The sequence below is a fragment of the Ideonella livida genome, assembly GCF_010499455.1.
Taxonomy (GTDB): domain Bacteria; phylum Pseudomonadota; class Gammaproteobacteria; order Burkholderiales; family Burkholderiaceae_C; genus Ideonella; species Ideonella livida.
The window spans coordinates 182,607-196,070 of sequence record NZ_JAAGOH010000003.1 but is presented as its reverse complement, the minus strand read 5'-3'; the positions used below and the strand labels follow the sequence as shown (position 1 = coordinate 196,070).

Here is a 13,464-nt window from a genome sequence, read left to right as displayed (position 1 = left end):
GGCGGGCTCCTCAAGCCGCAGACGGGGACGGGGTGGCGCCGGAGGGATCTGCGGGTGGCGCGACCCTGGGCAGCACCAGGGTGAACGTAGCGCCATGGCCGGGGCCGTCGCTGTGCACCCGCAGCTCGCCGCCCATCTCGCGGGCGGCCAGCACGCAGCTGTGCAGGCCAAAGCCGTGGCCCTGGGCGCGGGTGGTGAAGCCGTGGTGGAAGATGCGGGTGAGGTTTTCCGGCGCGATGCCGTCGCCCTGGTCCTGCACGGCCAGATGCAGGGTACCCTCCTCGTCCTGGTGGGCGCTCAGTTTCAGGGTGTGCCCCCCCGCCTCCTTGGCGTCCATGGCCTGCTTGGCGTTGCTGATCAGGTTGACCAGGATCTGGAGCACGCGGTGGCGGTCCAGCAGGCGGGGCGGCAGCTCCTGCAGCGCCAGCTCCACCCGCACCTGATGGCGCGAGAGGGCGCCGGCGTTCATGCGCAGGGCGTCCTGCACCAGCTCGTCCACGCGGACCGGGGCCAGCATCTGGCGGTGGCCGGCGTAGGTCTGCTGGGTGGCCACAACATCCTTGAGGTGGTCCAGGCTCTTGGCCACGCCCTCCAGCTCGTGCTGCAGCGCGCGCTGCTCGTCCTGCAAGGTGGTGTCCAGCCGGGCCAGGTAGTCGGGCAGCATCTGACCGCGTGGGTCCTGGCCCATGAAGGCGCCCAGGTCGGCACGGTGCTCGGCCAGCAGGCCCACCGTGCGGCCCAGGCCGCCCAGCCGCGACTGCCGCAGCTGCTGCCCCATGAGGCCGACCGAGACGTTCACGCTGTTGAGGACGTTGCCCACGTTGTGGAGCACGTTGGTGGCCACCTCGGCCATGCCGGCCTGCCGGGCGGTGGCCACCAGCGCCGCCTGGGCCTGTTCCAGCTCCTGGGTGCGGTCGCGCACCCGCTGCTCCAGCTCGGCATGCAGGGCGCTCAGGCGGTCATGGGCCTCCTGCAGCTCGGCCGTGCGGGCGGCGACGCGGACCTCCAGCTCGGCATTCAGCCGGCGCACTTCCTGCTCCGCGGCTTCGCGGTCGTTGATCTGGCGGCGCAGGTCCTGGTGCACGGCCTCCCACTGGGCCGGGCCCGGCAGGGCGATGGCCCGCGGGATCAGGGGCCACAGCACCGCCGCCGTGCCCACCGACACCAGGGCGGTGAGCGCCTTGACCAGACCTGCGGCCAGGTAGTCGGGGTGCCATAGCGTCCAGATGGACATGGCATGGGTGGCCCCGCAGGCCAGGATGAACGCGCCAAAGAGCACGAACATCCAGCTGAACTGCAGGTCGCTGCGCGCGCGCACCAGCTTGATCAGCATGAACGGTATGGTGGCGTAGGCCAGCGCCGTCACCCCATCAGAGATGAGGTGCAGGGCCACGAGCCGGGGCTCCCACGACAGGCAGAAGCCGTGGGGAATGAACTGCTGCAGGGTGCTGGACAGGTCGGCCAAGTGGCGCTCCTTGCGCAGGGGGGCTGCGCAGCCGGAGCGTCCACGGACTGGCGCCCCCAAGGGCCTATCGGCGGAACCGTTCGGCTCTTGAGGGGCACTTCTCCCCGTCCGGGGAGCTTGGCGGGCGCTCTCAGTCTTTGCGCTTGGCCAACTGTCCGCTGAGATAGGTCCAGACGAAATGCGCGGCGGCATTGGCCGTCATCTCAGCATGGTCATAAGGCGGCGCCACTTCCACGCAGTCCATGCCGACAAAAGGCAGGTCGGCCAGGCCCTCCAGCAGGCTCAGCACCTGGTTGCTGCTCATGCCACCGGGCTCTGGCGTGCCGGTGCCCGGGGCGAAGGCGGGGTCCAGGCAGTCGATGTCCAGGCTGAGGTAGACCGGCGGGTGGTCCTGCGCGGCCTGGCGCTGGCGGATGGCGTCCATCACGGCGGCGAGCTGGGCGGGGCTCTCCAGCCCGCGCAGGTCGCGGGCGGTGAAGATCTGGCCGCCCTGGTCGCGCACGTACTCGCGTGCTGCGCGCTCGCCAGACGAGCGGATGCCCAGCTGGGTGAAACACGCCGGCTCCACCAGGCCCTCCACAAAGGCCTCATAGACCCAGGTGCCGTGGCCGCTGGGTTCGCCGAAGTGGTCCTCCCAGGTGTCGCAGTGGGCATCGAAATGGATGACCGCCAGCGGCCGGCCATGCCGGACCTTGAGCGCCCTCAGCAGCGGCAAGGTGACGGAGTGGTCCCCGCCCAGCCACACCATGTGGCGCTGGTCCAGCAGCGCGGGCAGCTGGGCGGCCAGGGCTGCACGCATGGCCTCCAGACTGGTGTTGGGCAGGGGCAGGTCGCCCAGGTCGGTCAGGTGCTGCAGCGGGCTGACGTTGAAATGGGGGTGGATGCCGTCGCACAGCATGTGGCTGGCGGCCCGGATGGCACGGGGGCCGAAGCGCGCCCCAGGTCGGTTGGTCACGCAGCCGTCCCAGCACAAGCCGGCCAGGCCGAAGGGCTTGAGGCCGGCGGATTCGTCGCGGGGCGCCTTGAGGAAACTGGCCTGGTCGGTGAAGGCAAAGCCGTGGGGGGGGGGGAGCGGGGGCGTCTCGGGCATGGGAGGAAGGGCTTGGCGGGAGAATGGGTGACGCGGGGGCGACCCCGCCCGGGCAGCTTAGCCCGGCGCAGGACGGCACAGGCATGGCGCGATCGGCAAGTTCACTGGCATGGCATGCCCGCTTGGCGGCGGGCGAGGCCCCCTCCACCTTGGGGCTGGGCGAGGCGGAGCTGCGCTTGCTGCGCGGCTTTGTGGCGGTGGTGGAGGCGGGCGGCCTGTCGGCGGCGGCGTTGGTCCTGGGGGTGGACTTGTCCACGGTAAGCCGGCAGCTGCGCGAGCTGGAGCAGGTCCTGGGTGTGCGTCTGGCGCGCCGCGGTCGTGAGGGCTTTGTGCTGACGCCGGAGGGCGCTCAGGTGTATGCGCTGGCCCGCCAGGCGCTGGGCCAGCTGCAGAGCCTGGGCCAAGCCCTGGCCGAGGTGGGGCGGCCGCCGCCTCCTTGTCTGCGCCTGGGCCTGCTGGACGCGGTGCTGGACACCGGGCCGCTCTGGCCGGCCGGTCGCCGGTCCCTGCCGCAGGCGCTGGCGGCCTGCGTGGTCGCCCTGCCGGGGCTGCAGTTGCAGCTGCGCACCCTGCGCCCGCAGGAGATCGAGCGCGCGGTGCTGGCCGGGGAGCTGGATGCCGGGCTGGCGGTGGAGCGTCCGCGCTGGCCCGCCGGGCTGGAGGCCCATCCGCTTTACGACGAACCCAGCAGCCTGTATGTGGGCCCGGGACATCCCTGGTGCGCCGCGCCACCGCCCCCACCAACCGCCCCGGTGCTGGCGCCCTTGCCCGGTCTGGCGCTGGTGACCGACCCCTTCTTCGACACCAGCCCGGGGGCCCGCCTGCTGCCTGAGGCGGCCCGTGCCACCCCCACCCGGGCCGACAGCATGGAGGGCGTGGCCCTGCTGGTGGCCACCGGCTGCTTTGCCGGATTTCTGCCCGACCATGTGGTGGCCGCCCAGCCCGCGCTGGCGGGCCTGAGGCCGCTTTGGCCAGCACAGTTCAGCTACCGGCAGACCATGATGCTGCTGTGCCGGCGGGGCAAGGCCGCCGCACCGCTGCGGGTGCTGCTGCGGGCCTTGCAGGGCTGAGGCCCGGCGCGCGGCTTCAGTGGGTGACGGCGGACAGGGCGGCCTGCACCTGGGGGTCTTGCCAGTGCAGGTCCAGGCGCTGGCCGCCGCGGCTCAGGCTCAACCGGTCGTCCGGCAGGAAGGTCAGGGTCAGGGCCGCGGCACCGTCCGGCGTGATCTGCAGCGTGCCCTCGGTAGGCATCGCCTGGCCACGCCAGGCCAGCGGGTGGCTGACCTGCAGGGTCAGGGTGGTGGTGCCCAGGCGCACCGGGCCGCTGGCCGCAGGCAGGTGGACCTGCGGGCCGTCGTCGCCCGGCGTGCGGGTCAGTGGCGCGGCCCCACCGTCGCCCAGGCGCAGGTCCTGCAGCCGGTAGGTGCTGGCCGCGCCGACGGTGAAGTCCAGCGCCTGCAGGCGTCCCCAGGCGCTCAGGGGCGGCAGCGCGGTGTCGCTGGCCGGGGTGCCCAGGTCGGCCTGTACCTCATCCAGGGTCATCACCGTGGCCGGCACGACCGCCAGCGGCCGGCCTGCCAGGTCCAGCGCCAGCTGCAGGCCGTTGAAGACATAGGCCGAGCCGTTGAAGCTGCCGCTGTAGGCGGTCTGCGGGTCCAGGCCGCTGCGGCAGTCCTGCAGCAGCGTGCCAAAGCCGGCGGGCAGGCCGGTGGTGGACTCACGGTGGCCGCCCACGTCGCAGCCCAGCTGGCCCAGGGACAAGGGCCAGAGCAGGGGCAGGCTGGTGGCCACCCGCAGCGCGGTGTAGCCGGCCAGCGCCTGCTGCAGGCCGGTGGTGGACAGGTCGGAGGTGGGGGTTTCTGAGCTGCCCCCTCCGCCGCCGCAGGCCGGCAGCCCGCCCAGCACCGCCAGCGGCAGCAGCATCGCCAGGGCGACGGCCCGTCGGGGGCTGTGAGCGCGCGGTGGGGGGGGCGGGGGCTGGGTCATGAGCGTCGTGGCGTGTGGACGGCGGCAGTGGTGGTGGCAGCGGTGGTGGAAGCGGTGGTGGCAGCGGTGGCGGCTCCGGGGCGCGCGGGGCGCCCGCCGCCGGATTCTGCCCTCCGCCGCCCCGCTGCCGGCCGGTGCGGCCTCAGGCCCCGCCCAGGCCGCCGTGCTGGATGTGGTGCGCCGCGCGGTGCAGATGCGCCAGAAAGTGCCGCACCACGGGCTTGAGGTGCAGATCGGCCCGGGTGATGGCGCTGACTGACAGGGGCAGCGGCCCTTCGGCCAGGGGCGGTACGTCCAAAAACAGGCGGGCGGCCGGGTGGGCCAGCAAGGGCGCCGGCATAAGGCCCACAAAGTCTCCGCTGCCCACCAGGGACAGCAGGCCCAGGGTGGAGTTGACGGTGGCGCCCGCGGCCGGAGGCGGCAGGCCATGGTGCTCAAACAGCTTGCGCGCATAGCCGGAGACGCCGCCCAGGCTGGTGAACACCCAACGCGCGTTGCGCAGGGCTTCCAGCGAGCGGGCCTGGGCCAGCGGGCTGCCCCGGCGCACCACCACCACCATCTCCACCGGCATCAGTTCCTCCATGTGGAATTCGCCGGGTGGCAGGTGCTCGGGCACCGGGCCGATGGCGATGTCCACCTCGGCACGCCGCAGGTTCATCAGCTGCTCGATGTAGAGCTCCTCGCGCACATGCAGGTGCACGCCCTGGAACTCGCGGCTGAAGGTGCGCACCGCCTCGGGGATCAGCAGCATCACCGCCAGCGGTACGGCCCCCAGGCGCAGCTCGCCCACCATGGTGCCGCCCAGCTGGGCGATCTCGTCGGTGGCGCTGGCCAGCTCGCGCAGCGCCCGGGTGGCCCGTTCGTACAGCACCTTGCCCTGGGCGGTGGGCAGCACGCCGGTGGTGGAGCGCGTGAGCACCGGGGCGGCCAACTCCTGCTCCAGCTCGCGCATGAGCTTGCTCAGGGCCGGCTGGGAGAGGCCCACCCGACGGGCGGCAGCCCGCAGGCTGCCCTCTTCCACCGCGGCCACCAGGGCGGTGAGTGCCTGTATTTTCATGACTTCATGATAACCAATGGTTATCGCGCGACGTGTTCCGTCATCTTGGCCGGCGGGGGGCACAACCCTAGAGTGCGCCGCTTGCGCTGATCCAGGTCAAAGGGAATGACCGCCACAGCACGGAAGCCACAAGAGGAGACGACATGACCCGCGAGGTCCCGGACAACCTGGGGGCAGGACCCCTGATCGAGCGCCTGCTGGGGCGCCTGTGCGACGTGAGCGCCCTGGGCGGTGGCCTGGTGCTGGTGGCCATGGCCACCATGACGGTGGTCAGTGTGGTCGGCCGTGCCTTCTTCTCGCACCCCATCCTGGGCGATGTGGAGCTGGTGCAGCTGGGGGGCGCCGTGGTGGTGGCCAGCTTCCTGCCCTATGCGCAGTTCCAGCGCGCCAACCTGATCGTCGACTTCTTCACCTCGGGCGCCCGTGAGCGCACCCAGCACGCCATGGACGCGCTGGGCACCCTGTTCTACACCCTGGTGATGGCCCTGATCGTCTGGCGCGTGGCCGCCGGCGCGGTGGCCATGCACGAGTCCCAGGAATCCTCGATGCTCATGAACCTGCCCCTGTGGTGGCCCTACGCCCTGATGCTGCCCGGCCTGGCGCTGGCGGTGGTGATCGGCTCCCACCAGACCTTCGGCATGACCCTGCACCTGCTGCGTGGAGGTGCGCGATGAGCACGATGTCCATCGGCCTGACCCTGTTTGCCGGCATGCTGGTGCTGATGGCGGTGCGCGTGCCCATCGCCAACGCCATGTTTGTGCCCGGTGCCCTGGGCTATGTGGCCCTTTCCGGCTGGGACCCGCTGCTGGCGCACCTCAAGGGCGCCGTGTACGGCCGGGTGTCGGTCTACGACCTCTCGGTCATCCCGCTGTTCATGCTGATGGGCGCCTTTGCCGTCAAGGGCGGGCTGTCCAAGGCGTTGTTTGACTTTGCCAACGCCTTGCTGGGCCGCTTCCGTGGCGGCATGGCCATGGCGGGCGTGCTGGCCTGCGCGGCCTTCGGCTCCATTTCCGGCTCCACCGTGGCCACCACCGCCACCATCGCCCAGGTGGCCTACCCGGAGATGCGCCGCATCGGCTTCTCGGGCCGGCTGGCCACGGCCGCACTGGCCACCGGCGGCACCATGGGCGTGCTGCTGCCGCCCTCGGTGACATTGATGGTCTACGCCATCCTGACCGAGCAGAACATCACCAAGATGTTCCTGGCCGCCTACGTGCCGGCGCTGGTGGCGGCCGTGGGCTACCTCATCGCCATTGCCGTGGTGGTGCGCCTGCATCCCGAACAAGCCCCGGCCGCCCAGGCGGCCAGCCCGGCGGAGGTGCTCGCCGCGGCGGCCAAGGTCTGGCCCATCGTGGCCATCTTCGCGGTGGTGTTCGGTGGCATCTACGGCGGCCTGTTCACCGCCACCGAAGGCGCCGCCATTGGCAACGTGCTGACCTTTGCCATCACCGTGCTGCGAGGCGAGATGGACCGCGAACGCCTGATGTCCTGCGTTCGCACCACCGCCCAGACCAGCGGCATGATCTTCCTGATCTTCATCGGGGCCGACATGATCAATGCCGCCCTGGCCCTGTCGCAGCTGCCCGCGCAGCTGGCCGACGTGGTGGCCCACCTGCAGATCTCGCCGGTGGTGGTGATGGCCGGGATCATGGTCTTCTACATCATCCTGGGCTGCGTGATGGACGAGATGAGCATGATCCTGCTGACCGTGCCCACCCTGTTCCCGGTGATCATGGGCATGGACTTCTTCGGCCTGGACGGGGCCGACAAGGCCCTGTGGTTCGGCATCCTGATCCTCACCGTCTGCGAGATCGGGATGATCTTTCCGCCCGTGGGCCTGAACGTCTACATCATGAACGGCCTGGCCAAGGACGTGCCCATGGTCGAGACCTACAAGGGCGTGGTGCCCTTCCTGATCACGGACGGCCTGCGCCTGGCGCTGCTCATCGGCTTTCCGCCGGTCACGCTCTGGCTGGTCCATCGCCTGGCGGGTTGATGCCCCGGGCCGCCGCGCGCCCGCCCGGCGGCGCTGCGCCCTTTGCCTGTTCCTGTTCCCTCCCACTCCACAGGCCTCGTCGGGTCTGGCGGGGTGACTTTGACCTGAGACTCACGAGGAGACCGACGATGCGCGCCCCCCACAAGACGCTCAAGACCCTGGCCGCGGCCGCGCTGGCCGCCGTGCTGGCCCCGCTGGCCGGCACCGCGCAGGCGCAGGAAGTGACCCTGAAGGTCCACTTCTTCCTGCCGGCCACCAGCTACGCCAACACCCTGTTCATCACCCCCTGGTGCGAGAAGATCGCCAAGGAGAGCGCCAACCGCCTGAAGTGCCAGATCTTTCCGTCGATGCAGATGGGCGGCACGCCGCCGCAGCTCTTCGACCAGGTCAAGGACGGCGTGGCCGATGTGATCTGGACCCTGCCGGGCTACACCGCCGGCCGCTTCCCCAGCCTGGAGGTGTTTGAGCTGCCCTTCATGATGCAGAGCCCGGAGGCCACCTCCAAGGCCCTGTGGGACTACACCCAGAAGTACAGCCTGGACGAGTTCAAGGACGTCAAGCCCCTGGCCTTCCATGTGCACGGCGACGGCGTGTTCCACATGACCAGCAAGCCCATCAAGACGCTGGCGGACCTCAAGGGCCTGAAGCTGCGTGCGCCCACCCGCATGACCAACAAGTACCTGGCCTTGCTGGGCGCCACGCCGGTGGGCATGCCGGTGCCGCAGGTGGGCGATGCGCTGTCCAAGGGCGTGATCGACGGCGCGGTGGTGCCGTATGAGGTGGTGCCCTCGGTCAAGATCCAGGAACTGGTGAAGTACCACGTCGAGACCGATCCGGCCGAGCCCGCGTTCTACACCTCTACTTTCGTGTTCGCGATGAACAAGGCCAAGTACGAGTCGCTGCCGGCCGACCTGAAGAAGGTCATTGACGCCAATTCGGGCCAGGCGCTGTCCGGCCAGATCGGCAAGGCCTTCCTGCAGGCCGACATGGAGGGCAAGAAGCTCACCGCCAAGAACACCACCACGGTGATCCCGGCGGCCGAGCTGGCCCACTGGAAGAAGGCCGGCCAGAGCCTGACCGACGCCTGGGTCAGCGACATGAACGGCAAGGGCAAGCCCGGCGCCCAGATGCTGGAGGCCGCCCGCAGCCTGATCGCCCAGCACGCCGCCAAGCGCTGAAGCGCCACGGCGCCCGCGGTGCCGCCCGGCACCTGCGCCGGCGGCGGTCGTGGTGCCCCGCCGGTTTCCTACCTCCTGCACATCCGCCCCGCCGCACGGGGCGTTCCCACATGGCCAAGATCATCGGCGGCGTGGCCGTCTCGCACACGCCCACCATCGGTTTCGCGTTTGACCAGAAGAAGCAGGACGACCCGGTCTGGGCGCCCATCTTTGCTGCCTTTGAGCCGGTCAAGCAGTGGCTGGCCGAGCAGAAACCCGACGTGGCCCTGGTCACCTACAACGACCACGTCACCTCCTTCTTCTTTGACCACTACTCGCCCTTCGCCCTGGGCATTGGCGAGCGCTACGAGCCCGCCGACGAGGGCGGCGGCCCGCGTGACCTGCCCGCGGTGGCCGGCCACCCGGGCCTGGCCGCGCACATCGGCGCCTCGCTGATGCACGATGAGTTCGACCTATCCTTCTTCCAGGACAAGCCACTGGATCACGGTGCCTTCTCGCCCATGTCGGTGCTCTGGGACCATGCCCAGGGCTGGCCCACGCCCATCATTCCCCTGCAACTGGGGGTGCTGCAGTTCCCGGTGCCCAGCGCACGGCGCTTCTACCGCATGGGTCAGGCCCTGCGCCGCGCCATCGAGAGCTACCCGGAAGACCTGCGGGTGGTCATCGTCGCCACCGGCGGCTTGTCGCACCAGGTCCATGGCGAGCGCTGCGGCTTCAACAACACGCCCTGGGACCTGCAGTTCCTGGAGCTGTTCGAGCAGGACCCCGAGCGCCTGGCCAGCCTGACCCACGCCGAGCTGGCCGAGCTGGGCGGCGCCGAGGGCGCCGAGGTGATGATGTGGCTGGTCATGCGCGGGGCGCTGTCGCCCCAGGTGCGCAAGCTGCACCAGGCCTACACGCTGCCGTCCATGACCGGCATTGCGGCCGCGGTCTACGAGAACCTGGCCGGACCGGTCATCGCCGGTGAGGTGGAGCGCCACCGCCAGGCCATCGGCCAGCAACTGGCCGGCGCCGAACGCCTGACCGGGACTTACCCCTTCACGCTGGCGCGCAGCGTCAAGGCCTACCGGCTCAACCGCTACCTGCATGGCCTGATCGACCCGGCCCGGCGCGCCCGCTTCCGCGCCGATGAGCAGGCCGACATGCAGGCCGCCGGTCTGTCCGAGGAGGAGATGGCCCTGGTGCAGCAGCGCGACTGGCGCGGCCTGATCCACTACGGCGTGATCTTCTTCATGCTGGAGAAGCTGGGCGCGGTGGTGGGCGTGTCCAACCTGCACCTGTACGCCGCCATGCGCGGGCAGCCGCTCGAGGAATTCCTCAAGACCCGCAATGCCCCCGGGGCGCTGTATTCGGTGGCGGGCAAAGACGCCGCTGCGCCCCAGCCGGGCTGGACCCCGGCCGCCAAGACCTGAGCGCCCGGGCGGCGCCATCCGATTTCCAGTGAGTCGCACCCGGCAACGGGTGTCTTCCTTGGGGCGGTTCCGAGAGGGACCGCCCCTTTTTTTCCAGGCGGCTCAGGCCATGGTGGCGGCGGTGGCCGCCACCTGCACCTGGCCGTCCAGCACGCGCACCGTCCAGGCCTGGATGGACAGGGCAGCGTCCTCCAGGCACTCACCGGTGACCAGGTCATAGTGCTGCTTGTACAGCGGCGAGGCCACCACCAGGCGCTCGCCCAGGCTGCCCACCAGGCCGCGGCTGAGCACGCTGGCCCCGGACTTGGGGTCCACATTGTCCAGGGCGAAGAAGCGGTCGCCCGCCAAGCGGAAGATGGCCACATGGTGCAGGCCCACCCGGGCGCAGACGCCGGTGTTGGGCAGGATGGCGTCGGCGGCGCACACGGAGGTCCAGGCGGAGGTGTCGTGCTTGTGGGCGCTGGGGGCGGTTGGGGTGAGGGTGTCTGTCACGGCAGCGTTCAGGTCAAAGTGTGGAAGGGGGCGGCCGGCCTGGCATGGTGGCCCGGCCGGGCCGCGGAAGCGTTCCCGGGTTCAGGCGCCGGTGGCCTCGCGCTCGTCGGCACGGGCCGGGCGGATCTGGCCACGCTCCTCCACGAACACGATGTGCTCATCGGGCCGGTCGCTGTTGACGAAGCTCTTGAAGCGCGCGCGCACGGCCGGGGTGGTGACGGCGGTCTTCCACTCGCACTGGTAGGTGCTCACCACATGGGCCATCTGTGCCTCCAGCTCGGCGGCAATGCCCAGCTTGTCCTCGATCAGCACGCTCTTGAGGTAGTCCAGCCCGCCCTCCATGTTGTCGCGCCAGGTGCTGGTGCGCTGCAGGCGGTCGCCGGTGCGCACGTAGAACATCAGGAAGCGGTCGATCAGGCGGATCAGCTCGTCCTTCTTCAAGTCGCTGGCGATCAGCTCGGCATGGCGCGGCTTCATGCCGCCGTTGCCGCACACATACAGGTTCCAGCCCTTGTCGGTGGCGATCACGCCCACGTCCTTGCCCTGGGCCTCGGCGCATTCGCGGGTGCAGCCGGACACACCGAACTTGATCTTGTGCGGGGCGCGCAGGCCCTTATAGCGGTTCTCCAGCTCCACCGCCAGGCCCACCGAGTCGTCCACCCCGTAGCGGCACCAGGTGCTGCCCACGCAGCTTTTCACGGTGCGCAGGCTCTTGCCGTAGGCGTGGCCGGATTCAAAGCCAGCAGCGATCAGCTCCTCCCAGATCAGGGGCAGTTGCTCCAAGCGGGCGCCGAACATGTCAACGCGGGCACCGCCGGTGACCTTGGTGTAGAGGCCGTATTTCTTGGCCACGGTGCCCACGGCGATCAGGCCGTCGGGCGTGACCTCGCCTCCCGGCATGCGGGGCACCACGCTATAGGTGCCGTCCTTCTGGATGTTGCCCAGGAAGTAGTCGTTGCTGTCCTGCAGCGCGGCCAGCTCGGGCTTGAGCACGAACTCGTTCCACACCGAGGCCAGCACGCTGGCGGCGGCCGGCTTGCAGATGTCGCAGCCCAGGCCCTTGCCGTGCTTGGCCAGCAGCTCCTCAAAGGTCTTGATCTGGCCCACGCGGATCAGGTGGAACAGCTCTTGGCGGGAGTAGGCGAAGTGCTCGCACAGGTGGTTGTTCACCGCCATGCCGCGCTTGGCCATCTCGCTCTTCATCACCTGCGTGACCAGCGGCACGCAGCCGCCGCAGGTGGCGCCGGCCTTGGTGCAGCTCTTCATCTGGGCGATGGTGGTGCAGCCCTCGCCCACCGCGGCGGCGATCATCCCCTTGGTGACGCTGTTGCACGAGCAGATCTGGGCCGAGTCGGGCAGGGCGTCCGGCCCCAGGCCGGGCTTGGCCTTGCCGTCGCTGCTGGGCAGGATCAGGAATTCGGGGTCCGCCGGCAGCGCGATGCCATTGAGCGCCATCTGCAGCAGGGTGCCGTACTCGGTGGCGTCACCGATGAGCACCGCGCCCAGCAGGCGCTGGCCGTCGGCGCTGACCACGATCTTCTTGTAGACGCCGCGCAGCTCGTCGGTGTAGTTGAAGGTCTTGCAACCGGCGGTGCGCGCATGGGCGTCGCCGATGGAGGCCACGTCCACCCCCATGAGCTTGAGCTTGGTGCTCATGTCGGCGCCAGTGAAGGCGGCGCCGGCGTCGCCGGCCAGCTGACGCGCGGCCACGCGGGCCATGTCATAACCCGGGGCCACCAGGCCGAAGGTCTGGCCCTCGTAGCTGGCGCATTCGCCAATGGCGTACACGTCGGGGTCGGCGGTGCGGCAGGTGCCGTCGATCACCACCCCGCCACGCGGGCCGATGGCCAGGGCGCATTGGCGCGCCAGCTCGTCGCGCGGCCGGATGCCGGCGGAGAACACGATCATGTCGGTCTCCAGCCAGGTGCCATCCTCAAACACCATGCGGTGGCGGGCGGTGGCGCCGTCCACGATCTTGGTGGTGCTCTTGCTGGTGTGCACCTGCACGCCCAAGGCTTCGATCTTGCTGCGCAGCACCTTGCCGCCGGCCTCGTCCACCTGCACGGCCATCAGGCGCGGGGCGAACTCCACCACATGGGTCTCCAGGCTCAGGTCACGCAAAGCCTTGGCGCATTCCAGGCCCAGCAGGCCACCGCCCACCACCACCCCGCTCTTGCTCTTGGCGCCGGCGGCCTTCATGCCTTCCAGGTCCTCGATGGTGCGGTAGACGTAGGTGTGGGGCCGGTCGCGGCCCGGAATGGGCGGCACGAAGGGGCTGGAGCCGGTGGCCAGCACCAGCTTGTCGTAGGCGATGACTTCACCGTCGGCGGTGGTCACCGTCTTGTCGCGACGCTCGACAGCGGCGGCGCGGGCGGCCAGGCGCAGGTCAAAGCCGGTCTGGTCAAAAAAGCCCGGGCTCACCAGCGACAGGTCCTGGGCCGTCTTGCCCGCAAAGAACTCGGACAGGTGTACCCGGTCATAGGCCGGGCGGGGCTCTTCGCACAGCACGGTGACCTGGGCGCCGGCCACACCCGCGGACAGCTCTGCGGGCAGTTCCGCCAGGCTTTCCAGAAACTTGTGACCGACCATGCCGTGGCCGACGACGACGATCTTCATGGCTGCTTGCTCCAGACGACAGAGGATCCGCCGGCCGCGACGACGTCCAGGCGCCGCGTGCAGGTGGGGATCCGGGGATTGGGGAGAGGCGGCCGTCACCGGGATCCGTGGAAGGAGGGCGACAGCCAGACGCGGCACCTGCGCGGCCCTGGGGTCAGGGTCCGCCGGGGGC

Annotated in this window: 11 protein-coding genes; 5 read left to right on the top strand and 6 right to left on the bottom strand. The window is 70.2% G+C overall.

All coding sequences use genetic code 11. The features are described 5' to 3' along the window. Positions 1-10: 10 nt before the first annotated feature. Both G3A44_RS04270 and speB read right to left on the bottom strand, forming a co-directional pair. On the bottom strand, positions 11-1,465 hold the full coding sequence (locus tag G3A44_RS04270; RefSeq protein ID WP_239061698.1) for a sensor histidine kinase: 1,455 nt from the start codon (positions 1,463-1,465) through the stop codon (positions 11-13). A gap of 130 nt (positions 1,466-1,595) precedes the next feature. After that, the gene (gene speB, locus G3A44_RS04265; RefSeq protein WP_163456260.1) at positions 1,596-2,555 is read right to left on the bottom strand and encodes an agmatinase; all 960 of its coding nucleotides are present in this window, start codon (positions 2,553-2,555) and stop codon (positions 1,596-1,598) included. Positions 2,556-2,638: 83 nt separating this feature from the next. On the opposite strand from speB, the gene G3A44_RS04260 reads away from it, so the two are divergent. Then, positions 2,639-3,625: a LysR family transcriptional regulator gene (locus G3A44_RS04260; RefSeq protein ID WP_163456259.1), complete on the top strand. Its 987-nt coding sequence runs from the start codon at positions 2,639-2,641 to the stop codon at positions 3,623-3,625. A 16-nt stretch (positions 3,626-3,641) separates the two neighbouring features. Here G3A44_RS04260 and G3A44_RS04255 read toward each other — a convergent pair whose 3' ends face one another. Both G3A44_RS04255 and G3A44_RS04250 read right to left on the bottom strand, forming a co-directional pair. Then, on the bottom strand, positions 3,642-4,478 hold the full coding sequence (locus G3A44_RS04255; RefSeq protein ID WP_163456258.1) for a hypothetical protein: 837 nt from the start codon (positions 4,476-4,478) through the stop codon (positions 3,642-3,644). A gap of 205 nt (positions 4,479-4,683) precedes the next feature. Further along, entirely contained in the window at positions 4,684-5,598 is a 915-nt protein-coding gene (locus tag G3A44_RS04250) for a LysR family transcriptional regulator (protein WP_163456257.1), read from the bottom strand. Between the two features lie 143 nt (positions 5,599-5,741). On the opposite strand from G3A44_RS04250, the gene G3A44_RS04245 reads away from it, so the two are divergent. From G3A44_RS04245 to G3A44_RS04230, 4 genes are all read left to right on the top strand, one after another. Continuing rightward, a complete protein-coding gene (locus G3A44_RS04245; RefSeq protein ID WP_163456256.1) occupies positions 5,742-6,272 on the top strand; it encodes a TRAP transporter small permease in 531 nt (176 codons plus the stop codon). Further along, positions 6,269-7,594: a TRAP transporter large permease gene (locus G3A44_RS04240; protein WP_163456255.1), complete on the top strand. Its 1,326-nt coding sequence runs from the start codon at positions 6,269-6,271 to the stop codon at positions 7,592-7,594. The genes G3A44_RS04245 and G3A44_RS04240 overlap by 4 nt, the downstream gene beginning before the upstream one ends. Before the next feature lie 128 nt (positions 7,595-7,722). Then, positions 7,723-8,772, top strand: coding sequence for a TRAP transporter substrate-binding protein (locus G3A44_RS04235; RefSeq protein WP_163456254.1), 1,050 nt, complete (start codon positions 7,723-7,725; stop codon positions 8,770-8,772). A 110-nt stretch (positions 8,773-8,882) separates the two neighbouring features. Then, positions 8,883-10,184 (top strand): gallate dioxygenase, encoded by a 1,302-nt coding sequence (locus tag G3A44_RS04230; RefSeq protein WP_163456253.1) that lies wholly within the window; start codon positions 8,883-8,885, stop codon positions 10,182-10,184. A gap of 102 nt (positions 10,185-10,286) precedes the next feature. On the opposite strand, the gene nirD is transcribed toward G3A44_RS04230, so the two are convergent. Together nirD and nirB are read right to left on the bottom strand one after the other, a co-directional pair. Next, positions 10,287-10,676, bottom strand: coding sequence for a nitrite reductase small subunit NirD (gene nirD / locus G3A44_RS04225; RefSeq protein ID WP_163456252.1), 390 nt, complete (start codon positions 10,674-10,676; stop codon positions 10,287-10,289). Between the two features lie 81 nt (positions 10,677-10,757). Beyond that, positions 10,758-13,292, bottom strand: coding sequence for a nitrite reductase large subunit NirB (gene nirB / locus G3A44_RS04220; RefSeq protein WP_163456251.1), 2,535 nt, complete (start codon positions 13,290-13,292; stop codon positions 10,758-10,760). Positions 13,293-13,464: the final 172 nt, after the last annotated feature.